33 protein-coding genes are annotated in these 21910 nt (G+C 45.2%); all 33 read right to left on the reverse strand.

Annotated elements, in window-relative coordinates; all coding sequences use genetic code 11:
• Positions 1-1742: hypothetical protein (locus B4K11_RS01625; protein WP_292959200.1), on the reverse strand; the 1742-nt coding region annotated here is incomplete at its 3' end.
• A complete protein-coding gene (locus B4K11_RS01630; protein WP_292950107.1) occupies positions 1742-1987 on the reverse strand; it encodes a hypothetical protein in 246 nt (81 codons plus the stop codon). The genes B4K11_RS01625 and B4K11_RS01630, both read right to left, overlap by 1 nt.
• Before the next feature lie 27 nt (positions 1988-2014).
• Entirely contained in the window at positions 2015-2566 is a 552-nt protein-coding gene (locus tag B4K11_RS01635; protein WP_292950105.1) for a hypothetical protein, read from the reverse strand.
• Complete coding sequence (locus B4K11_RS01640; RefSeq protein ID WP_292950103.1) at positions 2566-3219, reverse strand: DUF6682 family protein; 654 nt, start codon at positions 3217-3219, stop codon at positions 2566-2568. Before B4K11_RS01640 ends, B4K11_RS01635 begins: the two co-directional genes overlap by 1 nt.
• Before the next feature lie 3 nt (positions 3220-3222).
• A complete protein-coding gene (locus B4K11_RS01645) occupies positions 3223-3561 on the reverse strand; it encodes a hypothetical protein (RefSeq protein WP_292950101.1) in 339 nt (112 codons plus the stop codon).
• 74 nt (positions 3562-3635) lie between these two features.
• Entirely contained in the window at positions 3636-4571 is a 936-nt protein-coding gene (locus tag B4K11_RS01650; RefSeq protein ID WP_292950099.1) for a hypothetical protein, read from the reverse strand.
• A gap of 45 nt (positions 4572-4616) precedes the next feature.
• Complete coding sequence (locus B4K11_RS01655) at positions 4617-5591, reverse strand: hypothetical protein (RefSeq protein WP_292959201.1); 975 nt, start codon at positions 5589-5591, stop codon at positions 4617-4619.
• A 240-nt stretch (positions 5592-5831) separates the two neighbouring features.
• Positions 5832-8045 carry a hypothetical protein gene (locus B4K11_RS01660; RefSeq protein ID WP_292950095.1) on the reverse strand — a complete coding sequence of 738 codons (2214 nt, stop codon included), beginning with the start codon at positions 8043-8045 and terminating at the stop codon, positions 5832-5834.
• Complete coding sequence (locus B4K11_RS01665; protein WP_292950093.1) at positions 8046-9647, reverse strand: terminase; 1602 nt, start codon at positions 9645-9647, stop codon at positions 8046-8048. It lies immediately after the preceding gene.
• On the reverse strand, positions 9644-10183 hold the full coding sequence (locus B4K11_RS01670) for a terminase small subunit (RefSeq protein WP_292950091.1): 540 nt from the start codon (positions 10181-10183) through the stop codon (positions 9644-9646). Before B4K11_RS01670 ends, B4K11_RS01665 begins: the two co-directional genes overlap by 4 nt.
• Before the next feature lie 36 nt (positions 10184-10219).
• Positions 10220-10765, reverse strand: coding sequence for a hypothetical protein (locus B4K11_RS01675; RefSeq protein ID WP_292950089.1), 546 nt, complete (start codon positions 10763-10765; stop codon positions 10220-10222).
• Positions 10765-11061, reverse strand: a complete 297-nt coding sequence (locus tag B4K11_RS01680; protein ID WP_292950087.1) for a hypothetical protein — start codon at positions 11059-11061, stop codon at positions 10765-10767. Before B4K11_RS01680 ends, B4K11_RS01675 begins: the two co-directional genes overlap by 1 nt.
• The gene (locus B4K11_RS01685; protein WP_292950086.1) at positions 11058-11657 is read right to left on the reverse strand and encodes a hypothetical protein; all 600 of its coding nucleotides are present in this window, start codon (positions 11655-11657) and stop codon (positions 11058-11060) included. The genes B4K11_RS01680 and B4K11_RS01685 overlap by 4 nt, the downstream gene beginning before the upstream one ends.
• 308 nt (positions 11658-11965) lie before the next feature.
• Positions 11966-12469, reverse strand: a complete 504-nt coding sequence (locus B4K11_RS01690; RefSeq protein ID WP_292950084.1) for a hypothetical protein — start codon at positions 12467-12469, stop codon at positions 11966-11968.
• A gap of 7 nt (positions 12470-12476) precedes the next feature.
• A complete protein-coding gene (locus tag B4K11_RS01695) occupies positions 12477-12902 on the reverse strand; it encodes a hypothetical protein (RefSeq protein ID WP_292950082.1) in 426 nt (141 codons plus the stop codon).
• Entirely contained in the window at positions 12902-13045 is a 144-nt protein-coding gene (locus tag B4K11_RS01700) for a hypothetical protein (RefSeq protein WP_292950080.1), read from the reverse strand. The genes B4K11_RS01695 and B4K11_RS01700 overlap by 1 nt, the downstream gene beginning before the upstream one ends.
• Positions 13045-13524 carry a hypothetical protein gene (locus B4K11_RS01705; RefSeq protein WP_292950078.1) on the reverse strand — a complete coding sequence of 160 codons (480 nt, stop codon included), beginning with the start codon at positions 13522-13524 and terminating at the stop codon, positions 13045-13047. Before B4K11_RS01705 ends, B4K11_RS01700 begins: the two co-directional genes overlap by 1 nt.
• Entirely contained in the window at positions 13524-14153 is a 630-nt protein-coding gene (locus B4K11_RS01710) for a hypothetical protein (RefSeq protein ID WP_292959202.1), read from the reverse strand. The genes B4K11_RS01705 and B4K11_RS01710 overlap by 1 nt, the downstream gene beginning before the upstream one ends.
• Positions 14150-14767, reverse strand: coding sequence for a hypothetical protein (locus tag B4K11_RS01715; protein WP_292949001.1), 618 nt, complete (start codon positions 14765-14767; stop codon positions 14150-14152). The genes B4K11_RS01710 and B4K11_RS01715 overlap by 4 nt, the downstream gene beginning before the upstream one ends.
• A complete protein-coding gene (locus B4K11_RS01720; protein ID WP_292948998.1) occupies positions 14758-15066 on the reverse strand; it encodes a hypothetical protein in 309 nt (102 codons plus the stop codon). Before B4K11_RS01720 ends, B4K11_RS01715 begins: the two co-directional genes overlap by 10 nt.
• Positions 15066-15365, reverse strand: coding sequence for a hypothetical protein (locus B4K11_RS01725; RefSeq protein WP_292948995.1), 300 nt, complete (start codon positions 15363-15365; stop codon positions 15066-15068). Before B4K11_RS01725 ends, B4K11_RS01720 begins: the two co-directional genes overlap by 1 nt.
• 263 nt (positions 15366-15628) lie before the next feature.
• A complete protein-coding gene (locus B4K11_RS01730; protein ID WP_292948992.1) occupies positions 15629-15952 on the reverse strand; it encodes a DUF3850 domain-containing protein in 324 nt (107 codons plus the stop codon).
• Entirely contained in the window at positions 15949-16362 is a 414-nt protein-coding gene (locus B4K11_RS01735; protein WP_292948990.1) for a YopX family protein, read from the reverse strand. Before B4K11_RS01735 ends, B4K11_RS01730 begins: the two co-directional genes overlap by 4 nt.
• Before the next feature lie 21 nt (positions 16363-16383).
• The gene (locus B4K11_RS01740) at positions 16384-16575 is read right to left on the reverse strand and encodes a hypothetical protein (RefSeq protein WP_292948988.1); all 192 of its coding nucleotides are present in this window, start codon (positions 16573-16575) and stop codon (positions 16384-16386) included.
• Positions 16568-16741, reverse strand: coding sequence for a hypothetical protein (locus tag B4K11_RS01745; protein WP_292948985.1), 174 nt, complete (start codon positions 16739-16741; stop codon positions 16568-16570). Before B4K11_RS01745 ends, B4K11_RS01740 begins: the two co-directional genes overlap by 8 nt.
• On the reverse strand, positions 16741-17052 hold the full coding sequence (locus B4K11_RS01750) for a nuclease domain-containing protein (protein WP_292948982.1): 312 nt from the start codon (positions 17050-17052) through the stop codon (positions 16741-16743). Before B4K11_RS01750 ends, B4K11_RS01745 begins: the two co-directional genes overlap by 1 nt.
• Positions 17049-17975: a phosphoadenosine phosphosulfate reductase family protein gene (locus tag B4K11_RS01755; protein ID WP_292948979.1), complete on the reverse strand. Its 927-nt coding sequence runs from the start codon at positions 17973-17975 to the stop codon at positions 17049-17051. Before B4K11_RS01755 ends, B4K11_RS01750 begins: the two co-directional genes overlap by 4 nt.
• On the reverse strand, positions 17972-18565 hold the full coding sequence (locus B4K11_RS01760; RefSeq protein ID WP_292948976.1) for a DUF1367 family protein: 594 nt from the start codon (positions 18563-18565) through the stop codon (positions 17972-17974). The genes B4K11_RS01755 and B4K11_RS01760 overlap by 4 nt, the downstream gene beginning before the upstream one ends.
• The gene (locus B4K11_RS01765; RefSeq protein WP_292948973.1) at positions 18565-18915 is read right to left on the reverse strand and encodes a hypothetical protein; all 351 of its coding nucleotides are present in this window, start codon (positions 18913-18915) and stop codon (positions 18565-18567) included. Before B4K11_RS01765 ends, B4K11_RS01760 begins: the two co-directional genes overlap by 1 nt.
• 8 nt (positions 18916-18923) lie before the next feature.
• Positions 18924-19892, reverse strand: coding sequence for a hypothetical protein (locus tag B4K11_RS01770; RefSeq protein ID WP_292948970.1), 969 nt, complete (start codon positions 19890-19892; stop codon positions 18924-18926).
• Between the two features lie 289 nt (positions 19893-20181).
• The gene (locus B4K11_RS01775) at positions 20182-20436 is read right to left on the reverse strand and encodes a hypothetical protein (RefSeq protein WP_292948967.1); all 255 of its coding nucleotides are present in this window, start codon (positions 20434-20436) and stop codon (positions 20182-20184) included.
• 420 nt (positions 20437-20856) lie between these two features.
• Positions 20857-21192 carry a hypothetical protein gene (locus B4K11_RS01780; RefSeq protein ID WP_292948964.1) on the reverse strand — a complete coding sequence of 112 codons (336 nt, stop codon included), beginning with the start codon at positions 21190-21192 and terminating at the stop codon, positions 20857-20859.
• A gap of 390 nt (positions 21193-21582) precedes the next feature.
• Positions 21583-21876, reverse strand: a complete 294-nt coding sequence (locus B4K11_RS01785; RefSeq protein ID WP_292948961.1) for a hypothetical protein — start codon at positions 21874-21876, stop codon at positions 21583-21585.
• Positions 21877-21910 lie beyond the last annotated feature (34 nt).

Genomic DNA, 21910 nt, shown 5'->3' on the forward strand with positions numbered 1-21910 from the left:
AGTGGTGATTCGTGATCGATATGCCCTAAACTTAACAAGCCACCGTTCAAGAACTGAGAAGCCTGAGCAACATCAGAGCAAGCTCCTGATAGCGACCAATTTACCCCTGTTACCGTGACCGGATTTCCATCTACCCCATCAACAGTGAGAGTGAATGTATTTCCTCGTCTAGCAAGGTTTCCGCTATGTTGTTTACGGTCGTTTACAATAATGTTTGATACATCACTAAATGCCACCGTATCCCCGTTAATTCTAGCTGTCAGTATGCCCTCTGAACCCTTAAGCATTACGCGGCTCAACCCGTCATCTGATTCAAATATTCGCTGAAAGTTAGTGCCCTCAAGCACAAAACTAAATGGATAATCAAAATCACCGATGGGGCTTGATGCAGGAATAACAAGGTAATCGTCAACAGCGTCAAGCGATGTAATATACCGATTCTTATTTTTAGCCTTATAAGCAGCAATCGCCGCTATGACTTGTTCAATCTGATAGCGTTTAAGCAGGTAATTAGAGAGTTTAAAAAGCTTATTAAACTTAACTTGGGAGAGACTTACACCACTGGCCGTAGTCGAATCAAACCACAAACCCGCAGTTGGAACATTTACCTCTATTACGTTTTTGCCGCTTGGAATGGCATATGCGTTATTTGCTGTATTTTCTGCGTTCTTTGTAAAAACACTTAAATTGGGGGCGCTTGCCGTATAGGAAACAGACCAATCACCGGGTTCAACGGTGTCATAACTTGGAAGCTCTCCCATCCCTCCCCAGGCATTAGAATTTTTAGTAAATACTTTCCCTTCTTGGCTCCAAGTTACGTTTAAGTTTGACGGGCCAAAATAATTTTTGAGTCCCAGCCAATGCCCATCGCCACGCTGAACCATCTCTTCAAAATCATCAGCGAGATTAGCAGACGCGCCTTGCAGCATTAGAGCGTTGGGTACTTCGCGTATTTCTATCTCAGCCGTACCAATAAACCTATTTTCCCCCGCATTAGTTTGGGGGCTTAAGTAAGTACCTGGTGTAAGGATTACATCTAAACTATCTCCCCCATACACCCAATCAGAGTTGACTAATTGCCCATTAAGCCTAATGCGGCCAGTGCTTCCCTTTGTTGTTTTAATTCTAGCCCAAACAATCTTTCCGCTTATGTCCCCTAGAGATGAGTCTTTAGATGACCAATCAGCCTCGGTGCCATCCCAAGTTGATACTTGGTTTTCAGTCACTATGTTGCGCTTAAACTCAAAACCCTCTGGCAAAATATAATCTGAAATAGCTTTCGTAAAATCATATTCAAAGGACTGAGACTGGTCTTCATACGAAATATAGAATGGCTGAACTTTTGCATTGTCTGAATTACCGCTGTAGTGCGCGAATAATGTAGCAAGCTTAAGCCCTGTAAAATCACCCGTTATCACGACTTCACAAAGCTCACCATACTGCACTACGTTATCGACTTCGTTAACTGTAGCCGTTAAACCTGCGGGCAAATTAAAAGCGATGCCGTTTGAGTTTATATAAAAACGGTCGTTTGCATCATCACCATCAGCGAGTTTAAAACTAGCACCAATATCGCTAACTTTTAACGTTTGTTTAAACGTACCTGCACCATCACCCACAACCGTTTTAGCAAACTTATAATACTGATTTGTGCCGTTCAGGTTTGAGATGTAGCGGGTATCTTCACTTTGCTGGATCTTCCGCCCTTTAATCCAGTTGGATGTATCAGCGAGTAACTTCATTATTCAGAAACCGGGATTTCAGCAAGAGGAGACTGTGAGAAACCATATAGATCACCCGTTAAACCATCACGGCGAAGCGCTTCACCTGGCGTAAGCGGATGCGGCTTGATTGAACCCATAGCAGGAGCGGAATCAGCAAACACAACATAAATATTATTATCATCTGTATTGTGAGTTAAAAACGCATCCTCATCAGTAATAAGACGGTATTCATTTGGGACTAAATCAACGTTGCGAGTAGTCATACTGGCTCTCTCTTTTCTGAAATGAGGTTATGTAAAGTTGCGGAGCTTCTGTCTGCGGGAACCGGCTTGAGCGCCTTGTGCGGATTGCTGCTTTGCGTCATGGACGTAACTATCTAATTCGGCCTTCTTTACTGCGGCCATGTTGAGATCGGTCCATTCTTTCTTAGGTTTTTTGTAAAGTTCGTATAAAGCACCCGCTTCCAATGCTTGATCCCAGTAATTCAAAATATCTGGAAGCGTTGTAGCAGATGGAGATGGCCGACAAGAAACAGTGATCGTTAGGTCCAAATCAATTGAGGGGGCAGCGTTAATAGCAAGCTGACCATACTCTGGCTGTGAATACTGATTACTATTTAGCTCCTCAATCACCTGAATACTAAGTGCCATTAGCTGATCGCTAGGATTGGGGATAGAAACTAAATCACTACCCGCTGGGGCCGTTACCGAAACCGATTCTTTAACAACAGCAGTCTGCGAACAGAAGTATCGAGCTGCTTTAAATATCTCTTTACGGATAAGGGCTTTAGGGATATTGCCGATTTCAGATTGAATATTTAATACCATGCTTTCAATTGACACTATTTAGCCTCCGCATTGGGGCTGGTTGCCATTTCCAGCTTAAAGCCAGTATCAGCTTGCATATTGAACGCATTAAGGTGTAACGCCGCTCTATTAGCGTATGAGGCATGATCAGCATCTTTTGAGAACGCTCTAAAGAGAATGTAATCAATCAGCATTGGAGCCATTGAGTCTTTTACAGAGATGGGATCATCTTCAGATACCGCTAGGATCTTGCTGTGACTGCTCGGAACCTTAATCAAATACGCATAAACCTCTGCAGTATTAAGCGCAGGAGGCGACACAAAGAACTCGTTAGGCACCATTTCATCAAAAATATAATGTTCTATATCTTCTGTTTCGGGCTCTGAATGCCACGTTGGTAACACGGCATCAAGCTCTTTACGCGAGATAAGATCAATAACCCCCATACTGCCAGCGGTATTATGAGAGATCTCAATTAGCCGCTCAGCATCATCAGGGATTGTTTGCTTAGTGCCAGCAACCAAAGTCAGCGCTTCGCTTACAGTACACTCGCTAGGCTTAACCCGCGTCAAAACCGCATAGCACTCATTGAGCCATTGAATAAGCTCAACATTAGACCAGCGCACTTCGTCATCATCACTAAGGATTCTGCGAGCACCGGAAACGATATCACCGACTGTAGTTGCCATTACTTAATCGACCTCTACAAAACCGCTACGTTTAGCAAGAACTGGAGTCCACGTTAGAATGCGCCCCGTTTTTCTATGCTTAAGCGTCCGGACTTTCGGCTTTTCTGGCTCTGGAGCTGGAGTTTCTTGCTCATCATCAGAAGCAGCTACCGTTGGCGCAACCGTTTCTTGTGGTTCGCCGTATTTAGCATGCGCAAGCTGAATCAAATCGTCACGTAAGTCATCTTTACGAGTCTTAAGCTTGCTAATATCTTTCTGGAATTCGTCAAGCGCTATTTCGTCAAGCGCCTTACGGTCAGCGCCTTCAAGCGCCTCAAGAAGTAACACTAATGTTTCGTTCATCACAAAACCTCATTTACTGAGAGAAATAAAAAAGGCCACCAAGCGGTAGCCTTTTTTCTTAATACACCTAAGCGTTAGCCTTTAGCGCAGTAACCGTGACCAATTGCGTTTGGATCAATTACTTTAGAGCCATACACGTTAAGACCACGAACCAACTTACCGAAATCATTTGGATTAGGCAGCGTATCCATCTCAGTCATCTGCGAAGCAAACGTCAGTGCTTTCTTGTGTCCGAATACTACGTTAGCCACTTTCGCAGCCCCATCAGTCACATGAGACATGTTGTTAGATGAATAGATTGTGTACTGATCGATCATCCCGATTCGACCATTACGCATCAGTGACGTGCCATCACCTGACATAGACGCATCTTTAAGATCAGACTTCTTGATCAAATTACACATCCAAACAGGCAATACGATCCAACGATTTTCTTCTGGAGCGTCCTGCTCATAAAGAACAGAGCTAGTATCAACAATGAAATCGATAACATTGTCCTTAGTAATAAGAACAGGCGCACCAGTTTCACCCATGTTGTAGCTTTCCGAGATTTTACCTGCAGTCGCGCCAGCGTTTTCAGCCGCTACATCTGCATAGATATAACCAAGGATACTTCGGTCAACCGCAATCGACATTTGCTTACCAGCATCTTTCGACCAGTCATCCATCAGCTTGATATCAGACTGATAAGCATCAACATCATTACACTTAAAACCAAAATACTTAGCTTGGTCTACTTCAAGCGACACCTTCTCGGAAGTTGGTGTTTCATAATTAAGATCCATACCAACTTCGTAATCATTAATAGTGATTGACGGAGTAGTACGAATGTTTACTTTATCGCCTTTTTCTTTAATTTCACCTTCGTAATCGGTGTTAGCGATTTCACCGAAACAAGTAGAAGCGTAAAGCTTCTCTACCATTTTGCCCGACCAGATTTCTGGGATAAAACCGGACGTGCTTGAAGAGGATACGTCTGGGTATCCTGCTGCGCGAGTTGGTCCTGACATGCTGAGTCACCTCATGAGTTTTTAGGACGCTAAAAATTAGAAGGGTTAACGAACCCTTCCGCTGTTTTGGGCGGCGAAGATTTCAGCTTCGGTCGCCTTCTTTTGCTCCGGCGTATACTTACCTTGAGCCGCATCCCTGTAGAATTCTGAGATCTCCGCTTTCATCCAAATGCGAGTGTTGCCGTTTTGCTCAACGGATTCGCGTTCGTTTGATTGGTGAGGCTGCAGGAGTTCGTTAGGATCGCGTTGCTCTGTTTGAGTAACCGTCTGCTTGAATGCGTTAAAGACGGCTGCAACACCTTGGGCATTGAGCCGGTCTTGATGGTTCTGGAGGATAGACTGACGCTGCAAGCCTGTTGTCTGGTCTACACCGTCAAGCCAAGTTAAGAAGTCAGGATTTGAATTAACCGCTGCGAGATCAGGAACTAAGCGCTGAGCGCTAGCCCAAAATACCGCAACTTTATCGTCCTGCTGATCTTCCTTGATCTGCTTCAGCTCTCCTTGAGTTTCGGACAATTGCTGATTCAAATTTTCTACTTGCTCGCTCGACTGGTTGGCCTGTGCGCCAGCAATACGTTGAACAACATCGATTAATTCAGGGCCAAACTCATCAATCTCATCCTGAGAAAGACCGCCCAAAGCAGTAACAACATCTTGCGGTGTTGCTTGCTGTGGATCTTGCGTCTGTTGAGCTTGAGCTTCAGATACAGCTTTCTCCAGTTCAGATACCTGCTTTCGCAGCGCTGGGACTTCCGCGTTGTATTTACCCTGGAGAACCTGAAAGCGGTTTTTCCAGTAAAGGTAATCTTCATCCTGTGAAGGGGGAGCGGGTTGCGGTGCGGGTTCTGCTGGAGCTTGCTCTTGCGCTGCCGGTGCGGGTTCAGCGTTCTGAGCGCTTGGCGGCGTTTCTTCCTGAATAACATCTGGTTCGTTGTGAGCATCTTGCGATGGATTCACTAATTGCTGTTGAAGCTTGTTAGCTAGTTCAGCTTGTTCGCTTACGCTTTTAGGTGCAGTCATGTCTAACCTCATAATGTGAGCCGCATTCGTGCGGGATTCACGGTTTAAGTTCTTGGGATTCAACTGATCGGGTCGAGCCAAAAACCACACAAAAAAGCCCTCACAATGGAGGGCTCTTTAATTTGGTTTCTTTATCGGCTTTTGCGGATGACTTCGGGGGCTGTGTCTATTCGCTCCAATAGATCTTTCAGCTGCCTGCAGCCTCCTTGAGTTAGGCGAAACTCTTCACCATCTGGAGAGTCAATAAGCTCCTGCTTCAATTCCTCTAGACTCTCCACTAGGTATTCGCGGAATGTTTGTAAGTCCTGTGACTGGCTTATGCGCGCCATTACCGCTAACTGCTGGTCGGATGGTTTTTTCATGGGGAACCTGACTGTCTGCGAGCTGTTTAATGAGTAGCTTTATTTCAGCAATGAGCTTTTCATTCTCAAGAGGCTGAGAATGAGCCTCTGCCAGAACCTTTTGCGTCTTAGCGTTCCGCTCATCAATCTGGGATTTTTTATCAGCCTGCTCTAACTGCTGAATAATTTGCTTGAGCTGTGCAGTTTCAGAGCTTGCCTTGCCTGCCTGCTCTGCCATCTCTTCAAGATCATCCAAATCATTGATATCAAGCTGCTTGGCAACTGTTGCAAGAATGCGAGCCCTGTTTTTAGTGCCAACAATTTGCGCATCCATAGGGTTAGCAGTGGCTTGTAAGAAATCGTTTCTCATCATCTGAGCACGCTCTCGCATCAACATTGCATTTGAGCCCTGCGGGATAACCTTACAATCCCCTTTAATACTCGTATCAGGGTTGTAGAGCATGTTGTACATCCAGAAACCTTCGATAACTCGGCGTATTGCGCCCTTATCGATATGCCCTATCGCTGCTTTGATGCCTTTGTTTGCTGACTCCATGAGCATCGACAAACCGCCCATCGTTGCGCCTGCGCCACCAATCTTCTCTGATCCGTACATATAGCGAGGGATATTCGTTACATCGTCCGCTTTTAATTCAAACTTCTCATACACGCCCATCAATTCCGCTGCGTGTAGGTCTGGCTGATAAAATCGAATAGCCGCATCGTTGCCAGTAACCTTTGAGGATTTAGTTTGAAAGGTTTTCCACGGATAAACCTCAGTATTTTCGCCCGGCGCCAATCGATCATAATTAATCTCAACCATTGGGCCGGAACCCATTGCAAGGTTGTTGATCAATGCGCGAGCTGTTGCGTTGCAGGTATCTTGGATGTCAGCCATAAGCTCTGGAGGAGACTGGCCCCAGAACGATCCCGGCACCATCTGAAATGATGAAACACCATAAGGACGGCGCTCTAAAGGATCATTATGAAGCGTCAAGCGGACAACATGGCGGCCAACTAAAATAGCTTCGACCTGATATTCCTCTAATGGATCGATCTGCTCAGGTGGTACGCCCCACTCAAGAAGGGTAAGGCCTAGCGCGCTTCCGTAATAAATTAAGCCGTCTATTGTTGAATCACTGGAAAGCCAGTCTTCATGGCGGCCTTCAATCTGCGCTCTTTCTGCATCAGACCACAACCAATCACGCAAACCACCTCGACCATATTCCTCAAGTACCGCATCGATAGCTTCATTGCTATAACCGGGAACGTCACGCATGGCCGTTAAATCAGATCGCTTGAATCGCGCTCGCTCAAACAGCGCTGCCGCATCATCTGGATTGGTAGCATCTTGGCTGGGATAAAAATCTAGAGGGGATATACGCTGAACATGCGGGATAATTTCATAGGTTTTAACCGCCTGCCAGCCTTCAGCCCATGATAAAACCGCTTTCTTTTTCAGTACCGGAGCCTTAATTACAGCACCCGGAAACGTCACAAAATCATCAATGAACTGCTCTATCGCATCAAACCAGCCGCCTTCCGCAAGCTGATCTTCAATAACCAACTCCATTTTCGCAGAGGCTTCTTTCGCTGCCGTGTTTGCTCGAGTACGCAAATCATCGACCGCATCTTTTAACACGGTGCGAATATCGACTTGCTGCCCTTGTCCTGCTTGAGCGGCTTGCGCTGCGGCTGCTTGAATCTCTTGAACAAGCGCTTGCTGAACTTCCAGCGGTATTTCACTCACTGGCGTTGGCGTTAAACCCCAAGGCTTTTCATTACTAGGGATCAGTACGTCACGAATCCATGAGAAAGCAGCACGACATTTCGTTGCAGTAAGCTGCATGTAAATCTCAGAACCGCCTTGTTCTCTAATTTCTGCAAGCTTGCTTTGATCATACTCACCCTTTCTTCGTCGAAGACAGTCAAGCATTCTTCGCTCAACGGACTCTTTAGCGCGCTTAGCACTCTCCCAGTCTCTGCGAATTTGCCCCGCAATAGTCTGCTCATACATGCGCTGTTGCTGCATCTGACGCTCAGCAAGACGTACAGCTTCTTCCTCTGCTTCGATATCAGCATTGGATTTAAAGCTAACAAGACCGTTTTGCATTTATGTATGACCTCCCCAGCCTCGTCCTGAGCTGGCTCTTTTTTGCGGAATGGGTGCGCCTGCAGCGCTAGATAATTCAAATAGTTCAGATCTTGCGAGCGTTTCAAACGCTTTAGCCCCATGCGAGGCCCAATCATGTCGAGGCATGTTCTTGTATGTTCCTAGCCTTACATCCCACTCTTTGCGGTAGTTATCAAGGCAATCAATACCTCTCGAGGCTTTCTCTTCATCGAACCAACACTGAGGAAGGAACTGACGTACAGCGTTCACGCCTTCCATCTGGTTGCTTACTCGAGGAACGATCTCAAATTTGATGCCATATTTAGCAAAGTCTTCTTGTCGGGTTTTACCATCAGCGCCTAGCTCTCGAACCGATAAATCATGCGGTCCAAAGTGGTAGCTATAGCTGTAACCCTTCTTATTTAATTCAGCGGCGTAATATTGAATGCCCTCACCTGAGTCTTCCAAGTAATCAATTACGTGGATCTCACGGCCAATAATCTGAACAAACCAGATAGACATTGCATCGTTCATGCCCAAATCCCATGCGGTAATCACTGGGTATTGCGGGTTGTAATGAACTTTTTTGGTGATGCGCTTATTTTTGCGAAGGAACATCATCTGCTTGATGAAGTAAGCACCTTCAGCGCTTTGCTCAAATGCTTCCTCTGGCCGTGAAGGGTATTCACGCTTCATGTCATCCATGAGCGTTTCGGCTTTCTTCGCGTACCAGTTCTTTTGTAGCTGGGTTAACGCAATGCCGTGATTTACTTTTAGTTCTTCAAAGTAATCAGCTAAATGCTGAGGGATAACAACGTCATCACCTTCTAACGAATAGCTTGGATCTCGCCACCAGGGGAAGAAATGAAACTGAAAATCTAGAACGGTTGGCTTTTTGCCAGCAAGTAAGAGCTTTTGAGCATTGTCGCAATAGGAGTAGAAGTAACCCTCTCGCCCCTCTGCCGTGCTTTCTATTGTCAGTCTGCCATCGATACCGACAGCCTCAAACGCACCTGTGACGATCTCTTGCGCTCGATCAGGATACATTCGGCATATCTTGCCAAACTCTGATACATGCAAATGCTGAAGCGTATCGCCTCGATAACCGGTACTAACATGAATGCTTGAACCGTTATCGAACACATAACCGTTGTCGCGATCATTAACCGGCTTAGGAAACTTCAGCCCGATGTTTTTAAATATCTGTAACCAAGCATTGCCTATGTGCGTATAAGCAAATTTAACCTTGGACCTGAAGATGCTTTTTGCAGCTTTCTCGTTATGAGCAATACAACCTGCGCTGTAATTGTCAGTGAATAAGCAGCTATCAAGGCAGAAGATCATTACAAAGGTTGTAAAGCCTAACTGCCTAGCTTTTAGAATTATGTCGCGTAAATGTCCGCTTCTATAAAGCTCTCGTTGCGCCTCATTTGGCTTGAACCGAACAACCTTACCGTTCTTGTCTTTGATCTTATAAAGCGCATTCAGCCTGAACCAGCGAAGAGACAGCGCGCGAATAATGTCTTTAGGATCTGATAATTCGCCGTTTTCGTGCAATCGCAGGAACTTCTCTGCCAATGCCATCTCTACGGCTGGCGTCACTCTTCAGCTACTTCTTTCATTAGCTCTGCAAGTGACTTGCCTACCTCTAGCTCTACCTTGTCACTATATGCCTGAACCGCAGTATGCTTTCCTAACAGCTCTAGGTTTCTAAGCTTGTCAGGCCACTTAATCTTTTTAAGCACCCCGGCGATTTCTCGATCATCGCCCCGGCCTTCATACAATTCAGCTAACTCAAATGAGCCAATAAACTGCCTAAACACCTTCGGCCATTCATGAATAGACTTAAAAGAAAGGTCATCATTCAGAATATCTATAAAATCCATTTGATCGATTTCATAGTGACGATTTAGAACATAGTCAGCATCGATCTTTGTGCGCTCTGAACGCTGCGCTTTAAGTTCTTCAATCCGTGCTTTTACTTCTGGTAGCGCGTAAATCTGCCCAGCTGCTCGATCTGCATGTTTCGCTGTACCGCCTGCAGCTTTGTATGCTGCTGTTGCATTGAAATCATGCACAAGCATCTGCTCGCAGAAGCCGGTTCTTATTGGTGTCCAGTTGAATTCTTTGTTGCTCATGGTAGCGGCCTCTCTCAGGCGGCTAGGGGAATCTAGCTAGGTTTTATTCTGTAGCTGAATAGCTTTCTGCTTACTTCCGTGGCTAGATCCGAAGAAGAAGCCAACCACTGATTGACGCTCTTGCCATAGATATGTGATTGAAGCACCAATAACGTTGCCTGCTGCAATGGCGATTGCTGGATTTGTTACCCAAAGCACCACGCAAATATTGGTTAGGATCAGCAATAAGATAAGCTTCGGATTTTTTGTGATGATTTCGTCAGCAATTTTATCTGCCATAGCATGATCAGTATTCTGATACATATCGCGCGCCGACTTCATATCCTCATAAACAGCTAGCTTTAGCTCATGCTCGTTATCGATGATCGATTTCTTGAGCTCTGCAGCCATCAGCTGATTTTCTTTAAGTTCAGCTATAGCGCCTTCAATAGATCCGGCACCTGTAACTGTTTTAGCCATATCAACGACTTTAGATGCAACCTCAGCACCGGGCTCACCACCTACCAGCTCACCAAACCATTCATCAATACCTAAAGCATCTGCAATTGATATAGCGCCTGTTATTAAAGCAATAGGACCCATTACTTATCACCCCTTAGAATCAGATCAGTGAGCTTATCTAGCTTAGTGTTGATACTGTCCAAGCTTCGATTAATACGGCTCTCTTGGCGCTCAATAGCTGTTTCGTTGTGCTTGATAGCTAGAGCGTTTTGAGCAATTCGCGTGTCCTGCCCTGCTATGAACCAAAATCCAGCAATCAGCATTGCTACAGTGGTTAATAGATGGCTTATTGAAACGTTCCTATCCACATGCCATCCCTGCGAGCCGCGTCTTTCTGGGCCTTGATACGATTCGGCTTGTCCTTGGTTATCACTCACAGCAAATCACCCTCTTCCAAGAGCGTGTATGTAAAGCGCTTGCCGTAATAATTCTGAGCAATCTCACATAATTGAATTAACAGCATGTGCTCTTGGTGGTCTTTGAGAACCTGACAACCAGCGGACCATTTACCAATATCATCACTCTTTAAGCCTGGAGCTCGAGGATGGATATTAATTCCATGCCAGCCATTATCGACCATGCCATTAATATCAACTTCTTCGTCATAGTCATTGTCGCGATAAACAGGCAATGATTTTGATTGCTTAAGAGCTGGGTATTTATCTTTATGCAGGCCAATCATGTAAGCGCCACGATATTGACCGGGCACTAGAATGGCGGTCCCTAGCTTATTCATTGGGTTTAAGCGCCAGTACAAGCCAGGATCAGTTGTGCAATCCAACGTTAGCAACACCCATTGACCATTCTGCTTAAACGCTACACAAAGGAAGTCGTTAAACGTATTTGCTTTGGTGTCAGCGGTGCGTATACCGATAATGTTCAGGTTGTAGTCGCCACTCTCAAAGAACTGGTAACCCTTCCGCTCGCACGCTTTACGCAAAACGCTAATAGTAATGTCTTGTTTATCAAACATTGGATAGCCCTAAATAGGTTCCGGCTCTGGGAGCTTCACAGCTAGCCTAACCGGATTCCGAGTTTGCGAGCTTCACAGCTGGCTAGTCAGAAAAATGATTATTCGGGAGCACACACCTCAACTGGACAGTTGCGTGATCAGGAGATCGGGACGGGTTGGTATGTGCTTTCGGATAACAGAAACGAAAAAGCCCCGCGAATGCGAGGCCCTAAAACGAAAAAACCGCCAATGCTTGAGGGCAGTGACGGTATGATGGGGATAGGTTATGAAAACAGGCCAAGCTTGTCAATAAACGTCTGTATTGTTTTTTATCTAAACAAGAAGATCTGCTTCCATGATATGTCAATTCTCACAAGATCTCGCTGAATCTGCATAAACTCTTCACCGAAATCATCATAAGGCGATTCATGCTTAGCCAGCTCCATTACGTCTTTTAAAGCCTTTGAGTATCCATCGACTGCTCGGTTCTGCTTGAATAGAGCCATTTTGAAGCGAGCTGATTTTATTTCATGTATGGCAAATTTTAGCTTCTCATCACCTTTAGGTATTACCCCAAAGCCCATATAAACATAAAGATGCGCCCAAGCTCTTGCAGCCTCATCTCTTGCGTGCCTGAACTCTTGATAGCGAGTTACAATTAGGGAGGCGTACGCACCGGTAATCACCGCAATCAAAACGCCTTTCAGATCGCTAAATAAATATAAAGGCAACTCCACGCTAAAGATTGCATCATAGATTTCTTCGCCTGTTGCACCCATTCCCATAAGCACACCAAACAAGATCAATCCCAAATAAACTAAAGCGTGAAGCATGATATCCCTACCTATAATCCATTGTCGTGGTCATATATCGCCCCGCAGACTGCAGAATCATGCAATCGTTAGGATCTGAGCCCATACTATCAACAAAGCGCCTTACCTGCTCCTCCGTTTCGCCTGTTACGGTTTCGCGCTTACCCCAACCAACCGCAAGCGTTACACCCATTAAAACCATTTCCTCTCTCAGCATTCGCGCAAAATACGAATAATCCTTATCATTAATCGCTGAATTAATCGCACCATCTAGCACAGCGTCAGCAATCTGATTCATTCGCTTCTTATTCATTTCGTTAAGCATGCTGAAAGCTATCAAAGCATCCAGTTTGGTTAGTTTAAATGGCTTAACTTCAATGTTCTGCTCTAAATGCTCAGTCTCATGAGCAAAAATATCATCAACTATGTCGTCAAATGTGCGCTTCTCAGTCATTACTTATCACCTTTTGAAATACTCGAGGCTTCGCATTTCTCTTTAAATATGGATGAAACCAATTGAGCCCACAGATCTGCAGGGAATGTATGCTTTGCTTGGCTTTTAATTTCTTTAAGAATCTCTTTTTTTTCTCTTAGCATTACTCACCACCTCCCAGCGCGCCATTCATCAACTTATGAATGCCTAAGTTAAGATTGAATACGGCGTCAGTTGCTGCTCTAGCATCGTCTACCTGCCCTGCGTGAAACACCTCTGTACCGCAAACGACTGTAGCCTCGTTAGGTAATTCGCCGCTTTCTATCTGATCTGCAATGTTACGAAGGGTTTGAGCGGCATCTGTGTTAGGTTTTATAGGCACAACTTTTCGGCTTTGCTCTTCGCTATCTGCGCTTTTAGCAAGATGCATAAACTTGTCTTTGTCATAATCCAAGTCCGGAGGGATAAGACTGCGAATAGAGTTCTTATCCCAAGCTTGAATATCAAAAAGCATTTTCTCTGCCTGATCAGACTTGCTAAAAGAACCTATAACAAACGCACAACCTCCATTGCCAGTTAGTTCGAATACGCAATACCCGCATCGCACTATAGAAAACTGGACAACCAAATTATCAACTTTCATCACGAAGCCCTCATCGCCACTAAGCGATTATCCCAAGCGAAATGATCCTCATCTGCTACATCATCCTTAGCCATCACAAGAACCTCGGTAATTGGCGCAAGAAGCCTTTTGTCTAGATCATCCAGCTGCTTAATGGCTTTATCCCACACACGGCTTTGATTGCGAGCCCATCTGCGAGTATCTATATCGATACCATGCCAGTCTTGAAGCCAAGTTTTGATCTTGCGAGGAGTGTTCAGAACGCATGCTTCATTAGGGCGTTGCCATGCAAGCTCACGGTAACGATGAAGAGAACAGCGGATTAGATACCACTCCTCAGACTCTTCATCATCAACACCCGATAGCACAGCGATCATCTTCCAGATTGCATTCTCTGCACCTGGAGGAATAAAGCTCTCTGGCGCGTATAGCCAATGACCAAGCATTTGAAGTGGCGGCGGCAACGTAGAAATTGCAGACTGGACTAAACCAGCCTGCGCTTGATGAACTGCCACCATACAAGTATTAATTTTGCTAGTTTGCTGAATGTAAGTGCCTAACTTGCACTGTTCTTCAAACATTTCTGCTTTAGATTGCCCTCCTGCATAAAAGCAGTCATGCCAAGCCTGTCTTGCTGAAATCAACTTCATGAGACATTCCTCCACGGATATTCCCCTTTGAGCTGATCAACAGCCAGCCCCTCTACTTCTTCAATTTGAACCCAAACACCAGATTCAATACTTCTGTCGGTTACAGGCTCATTGATCGTGATCGATTTAACATATTCGTTTGTATCGTCTTTGATGATCTTTGCGTGAACCAGACCATCTTCGATAACCTTCACCGCATAGGCGTAGTTACTGCAATCTCTTGCTCTTGCTCGCTTACCTACAACAGGCGTAAAAGTAAGCTTTACCGGCTTTGTGAATGGTGCGATCGATAACGAGTTACACGCTTGATGCCCTTTATCTGCCTGCTTTTTACGAACAGCCCAATGAACACCGGCATAAAGACTGTTCAAGCTTGGGGCCATGTACTCAACAAAGAAGCTTTCACAGCGCAAACCGTCATGCTCTTCGGAGATAGATGCGTGACCGTCACTAAAATCAGGCGCGCTCATGCTTAGCTTGAGCTGCTGCTCTGCCTTCCCTGTAGGCTTCTTCATTGGTTTAGGCTTGCGCTTAGGTTTGTTACCACCAAGCACAGCGGTTTGCTGTACTCGGCGCGCTTTAATGGCTGCTAGTTCTTTAGGTGTTAATTCCATTTGCGCTCGCCCCGCTGTAGCTCTTTCATGCGTGATATTGCTTTTCGCTTGGAGTAAAAAAAATCGCACTTTAAAAAAGCATACGCTTCTAAGCTCATCCTTATCTTCAGCCAGTCAACCGGAGCAGCATCAATAATGCATCCCTCAACTGGGGCTGGATATCGATCTCGATTACTCCCTGTCACTTGAATGCTATGAACGTAATGATCCCACCCATGCGGCGTAGGATGATAGCAAGCTATGTATAAGGTTTGCCCAGCCTTCAGGCTTTCAGCTGCTGGGTGTAGTGGTTTAGTCATTAGAGTGCGCCTCGCATTGCTGGACCTAAAAACTCACTGGGAATCCCAAGCGCCTTTTTCTGCTCTGCTTCAATAGCCTTTCTGAGCTGCGCATAGGTGGCTTGGTTCATCTGAAGAGCATTAGCCTGAGCAAACTTAATTACCTTTCCGTCCTCTAGCACTTCCTGCCATCGAACAAACACCTTGATCTTTTGCTTTCGCACTCTGCGAGGTCCGACTTTGTTCTTAACTTCAACCAACTCAGTTCGAGTGATTCTTACAGGCTCAACAACGGATATCTGCATTCCTAGATAATTCATCACTCCACCCCCATCGCAACGCGAAGAGGTCCGAATAGATCGTTACGCTCAACAAAAGCACCTACAAAAATACCGATACTGATCAGGTAGGTTTTATTTAGCATTGGTGGCCTCCATCAGCTGCAAGAAACTTTTACACTTCTGCTCGCCGTCTTCTGGCTTGAAATACGAATATGATTGCCAGTGCCCCGGATTAGCTTGGGCTCGGTAGCATTTCTTATAGGATGGGCAGTTCTTGTTGCCGCACATTGAGATATCAGGCATTAGCTCAACTCCTTTACTGATAGAATCACCCAGCCTTCTTGTAGCCCGTAACCGCTAACCACTGCCGTTATTTCGCGAACCAGAACATCCTTTGTATAAACCAAAGGGAGCCCTTTGCTCATTTCATTGCCTGAGAATTTTGTTTTCCGGAGCTGAATAACATCACCCACTTTAAAATCACGATCATTAAAGCGGATCTCCCAATCTTTAAGACCATCTTTAGACAGCTGGAATACTTCAGGATCAGTTTTTAGATCATGCAACGCGCCACCTGGTGCAACAACACTGTCTTCGTACATAGTGATAACATCATTGGCGCTCATAACTTCACCTCCAGCAGCTCAGGGTTTTCGTGGATGTTGCCGATTACTTCATAAACCCCACAACGGCAATTAATCATCTCGTAACTTACCGGACCATGAGGCGGCTGAAGCTCAAGCAGATACATAGGCTTGTACTGATCATCCCATTTCACAACTGAAGTAATCGAACCGTCCTCGAAATGCCAAAGAACAATATCCCCCTCGTAGATCTCAGCGCCGTTCTTGTCCTTCAGGCCGGTGTATTGCATTAGTGATATGCCGGAGCTCACGGTGCTGATCTGGCTGGTAAATTTGCAGCCCTTATCGTAAATATGACCATCAAATCCAATAACCAAATCTGGCATATCACCAACAACGAGCATGCGCTTCAAATCATGATCCCAAGCCCTAAACTTAATCTCTCTTTCCATCGTCCCGTCCTCTATATTTCTCTATGCTGCTTGCTTTGCTTTATGCGCTTTAAGCAGCCGTTGTTTCATTTCCTCTTGAGCTGTGTCCGGCAGCTTTTTGAGGTAGTTCCTTCGCTGTTCTAGCGTCCAACTAGATAGCATTTCTCTTGCTAGGCAGTTGAGTAGATGTTCTTTACTGCAATCGCCTGTTTTGTTGCCTAGTTCACTACTCATCAACCTCAGCCCATGCTATTTCAGGGTCATCTACAGGCTCTTTTGTTTCATAATCTTCGTTATAGATTTGAGCAACAGCTTTCTCTTTAGCTTCTTCTTCGCTATCAGCCTCAACCCAAGTCCAAACGATAATTTTGTGCTCAGCGCACACTTTGTAACTAGCCATCACTTAACCCCCTTCACTGTTACCAAACCAAGCGCCACAAACTTTTCCCATGTTCTAATCTGAGATCGGCGCATGTAGAACTCTCTGTCTTCTTCGCTTAAACCGCTTTTAGATCGATTATCGATAGCATCATGACAACCAGAGCACCCGTAACCAGAGCTTAGGTCTGTACTCTTCTGCGCCATACCGTGTGATTCATGCGGAAAATGGCAAAGAACGACTGTTTCAGGGCTGTAGTTACATGCCCCAGCTATGTTTAGAGAGCAGCTCTGGCCGTTGGCGCTATCGCGTAGTGCTTTAGAGCGGATCATTCACATAACCCATACGCAGAAGAGCACTGCTTTCCGTTATCGGAGGCTGCTATCAAGTCATACTGCCTACCCCCTCTAGCCGTCTTTGACCACTCTACCGCTGTATCTAGCGTTGTTCCCATTGGGTTACCTGGAGCCGTGTTTGGAGCAAAAAAAGTAGAAGCACTTCTTTTGCTTGCAAGTCCTACAATTCGTTCCCACTCCTTTACTCTTTCTATCTCTTCAGGAAACCGTAGCGCTATTTCTCGTAACTCAGCTTTATTGCAGTTAATACATGGCATACAGCCAACGCGCCCCATTCCCTGCTCATAGAGGGGATTCCACTTAACTTTATGCTTACGGTGAAACTCAAAAACCTGTTCTGCAGTCCAGCAAAGAATAGGGCGATAATTAATTACGCCGTTATCTGCCTCATCACTTTCAGGTAGGTTTGCTCTAGCCATAGATTCGTCAGCTCTTACCCCTTGCCAGCTGATAATATCCTGCGTATCTACGGCATTAAGAAGAGGCTCAAAAACCTGCTGTTGGATCGGAAACACCTTAAGCTCTTGAGTGCAGAACCTAGCTCTAGTTGAAGGAAACCGGCCCTTCCAGAGGCACAAATCAAGAAACGGGTTTCCTGTTGGCTTAAGAACCGATAGAGCAGCCTCGATTATCGACTCATCAATCCCTTCATTTCTCCACTTGCCACAAACAACATCGCGCTTATGCTCTATCCGCGCAGAAAAGTCGGGTTTGATGCGTTCTATTTTTACCCCAGTTTCAACAGCTAAATATTCTAAGTAGTCATAAGTGGCTGCGTGCTCGTGCCCTGTATCTGCAAACACCGCTCGCAGGCTTTCTATTTTCCGCTCTAAAGCAAGAAGCAATGTTGCTGTAGAGTCTTTTCCTCCAGATACACTGATAATATTGTGTGTAATCACGACTCAAACTCCAGCATCTGGTTAAGGATCTGCTCTACTTCGTCATAGCTCATATCTGTTTTGCTAAGAACCATCTTCCAAAGCACGTTAAATACCGACTTATAGAGTTCTTGAAACTCCTGATCATCCATCTTTGAAAAGCTAATGCTCTTAGCCTCAACCTGAACGGATCCATCAATGCGATAATAAGAAACGTAATGACCCGCTATGATCGTTACGTCTTTACGGAATTGGTTGAAGTTTTTCTCTGGTGTAATTTCATAAGAGTTATGAGTTTTAGAGAAGTCATTCAGCCACGCTTGCAGATTCGGCCTTAGATTCGGGCTTTGGTCTGCGATAAAGCGAGCAAACTTACGAACACTCTTAAAGTTTTTATCTTCAACAATCGTGATTGCGCTTGGTTCCCAGTAATCGAAAGCAAAGTTAAGCAACGCAAAGAAGCGCTTATGAAAAATATAATTACGAGGCTGTGAGATAGTCGCCTCTACCATCCGGCCCGGCTTTAATTTCTGGATCCATTCAATATCTGAAGCCTTCATTGGAATAAGGGTGTTTCCCTGCCCTTTTACTAGCGCAAGTTCAGCGGCCATTACCCTGCCCCTTCAGATAGGAAAGAAAGACCTTCTTTCGTCCACGGCGCATAAAGCGGGTGAGCATATTTGTGATTGCTGTCTTTCTGAGCTCGCAATTTTGCGCGCTGTTCATTCCGTTCCTTGTTCATAGGCTCTGCCGCTATCGCTTCTTCAAGGGTTTTACCTTCAAATGCGACAAGTAAAGCTCTCTTGATAGTGAATCGACTACTCTTAACGCCGGTAGCTCCAAGCCCCATTTGCAACGCATTAACCGATTTGCCTTTATTCTCAGCCTGTTTGACGTACTCCACAGCTTCTTGAAGGTTATCCAGGTAACGTTCTTCTGCTGTTTTTAATGTGTCAGTCATAATGCACCTCACCAATCCGTATCTTTGATATCCATCACAGCTGCAGACACTTCCTGCCTAGCTGACTGCTTTGGAGATTTGGTAGCAACTGGATCCGCAACCGAAATTAGCCAGTCTTCTGCGAAATGCTCATCTGGACCGAAGAACGTAGCCATCTGCTGGACCTTGTCTGTATTCAAAAGAGATTTGGTTCGACAGAATTGGGAGTATCGTTTCATCCCCTCTGCCAGTTCTCTCCACGTTGCGCCTTGCTTTAGTCGAGCGTTACACGCATGAAAAGCTTTACGCTTAGGGTTTGAACCTTCACGTTGCGGTTTGTATTTCCAGATCCACTCAAACTCTTCAGGGTAATCAAAAGAAGATTTCTTAAACGGGGTTTCATCGACAGATGAACCATAAGATACGTTAGTATCTTTATTAGTCTTTACTTCTTGTATAGTGGGGAGTGACTTGGGGATTGTGTCGGGTTTTGTGTTGGGGAGATATTCGCTAGAGCCCCCGTCTTTGCTGGTCTTGGCTTGGGGAATGACTTGGGGAGTAGCTTGGGGAATGGCTTGGGGAGCTTTTTGCTCTTTTTCGCCCTGATATTTACCCCAATTTACTATCGTGTAAATACTCCCTTTTCGAGTTGATTTAACACTGAGCATATCTTCTTTCTTGAAGAAATTAAGAGCACCACGAACCATGTCTGAAGTGACAATAACTAACTTCTGATCAAAGCATTCCTTAAGAATTTTATTGCGGCCTGAGATTAATTGACCCGGCATTAGCACTACAGTCGCAGCGCCTAGCTTGGTCTGATACTTCTTGTGAGTGGCGTTAAGAAGTAAGTGTTCCCATATAACGCGCTTAACTGGGCATTTAGCCCAGCGCTCACTCTCTAGCTGACGATGCAGCTTTATGTAACCGCTATCAGCTTCAGTATTCACAACCTGCTTCCCCTCTGGAAACTGTATTACTTTGGCTGCTACTGTCATACAGTCCCTCTCTTACGCTTCGCAGCGTTAGTTAAATCACAAGAACTCAGCGAACTATTAGAACTCACCGCTTTCTTGCAGTAATTACAAGTAAACATCTATACTTACCTCAGTTAAGTTGACCCGCAGAGGCTCGTCCAAGCCGTTGAAGCGGGTTTTTCTTTGCTAAGTGGTTTCGTCCACGCCTTGCTGATAAAACGATTCGTCCCGTTCGTCAGCGCTCAGATAGTCCAATCTGAGAATAGGCCCCTGCATCATGTGTCCAGCAAGTTGCAGGGGCCGACTTTCTTTAAATTAATACATACCCATCTTCAAAAGCATCAGCAGGCGAATAAGACTTATAGCCACCTGGATATAAAACGTAATACCCGCCATTTTCAGGTTGATGCTTACTAACGTAATCCGCTTCGACATCAAACGGCGAGAAGTCATCCTCTTCCGGCGTGATAGTTGCACCACCTGCCGGTTTGATATAAATATTTTTAATCTTTAGAGCCCATACGCTTTTATGACACTTATATTTCGGCATTTCTTGTGAGTTCATAATTCGTCCCGTTCTGAATTAGTAAGTGCTGTGATGGTCGGTACTGATTCCCGACTGAACTATTGCCAGTGTTAGTTGCCACCTCATAAGAGGGATAAGCGTTAATATTTTCACTGGTTTTCTCTTTGGCTGTACTCTGCTTACCGGATATTTATGCAACTTGTCTTACAGCAGAGCTTCTTCTACAACCATTCAGGGCCGCTAACCCTTGCGCAGCAGTAGCGCGCTTCATCACAACCTAAAGCAGACTGGCGGTAGAAATCGAATCTACTGTCCTAAGTCTTAATTCCCCACCTGGGGAGGTATAAATACCAAGGGACTCGAACCCTTTACGTTCACCAAGAACCAATCTGCTTTAGCGTTATGGACTCCTTACGGGAGTCAATCGGCTTTACTGTGTGCTCAGCAGGGGGATAAAAGTTAAACGTAACTTCGCCAACCGACTTCAAAGCTCAACGCCAAGGCATTATCAGTTAGCTTTGCGCCATCACCATTAGGCTCCAGTTCTGTTTTTGCGAACATTACCGGCGCATTATTAGAACCACCGCCAATCGCCACTGCTTCCAGTGACTGCAACGGTTGCGATTCATGTACCGCGATAACATCAGCAGACAAACCAATATTCTCAGACTGAAGCAGACAAGCCGCCTCATGTTGAACAGTCGCAATCTGGACTTGATCCATAGCAACCGCAGGTACGGTAAAGCAGGCAGTCATAGCCAGCGTAATACCAAGCAATAAGCGTTTTGTTCTCATGCTCTATTCCTGTGTTAGTTGAATTTCTTCGTTATTTTCAAACCGGAGCTAAACTCCGTCACCCACAAAGCCCCAATAAAGGGGCTTAGAACTCTCCCATTTCGTTCACTGGCGGGAGCTCTCCAGCATCAAAGGATTCACACCCTTGAACTTACTGTTTATTCATTTCAATGCGCTTTTACGTTCCAGCGGCAACCGGATTAACGGGGGTCGGAGGGCTGCAATGACAGCACATCCCACTAACATCAAAACATTGCGAACAGTCACGCGGTGCCTCTACTCAGGCTTTATTGTTCGTTAATTTTTTAAAACTCACTCAACGAATGAGCTTTAAAAAGGCCCCTCGGATTAAAGGGGCAAGCTGCATCATCACAAGAGCCATCAAGTGAATTAGTGAACTCGGCTTTCTGCGCTCTGCACAACACGCATAAACATTGCAATCTGATCTTCCGAACTATTAGTTCCACTGGAACCCTCGTCTAACGGAAGAATCTGAGATAACTTTTCCATATGCTTCTTCTGAACTTCTAAATCGCTACAAACCAAATAGCGCAAGTATGGGGACAACGATGTGAAGCCAGCTTCAAGAGCGATTTGCATAATGTCTTCAGCTTCTTTATCAGTAAGATGAACGGTTTTAGTCGCTGTTTTTTTCTCAGCTGTGTGGAAGCGTGTAGTTTTCATAGTCAGATCCTTTGCTATGCTGCTTTATGAGATT

It is taken from the genome of Neptuniibacter sp. UBA6509 (genome assembly GCA_002435145.1).
Classification (GTDB): Bacteria; Pseudomonadota; Gammaproteobacteria; order Pseudomonadales; family Balneatricaceae; genus Neptuniibacter.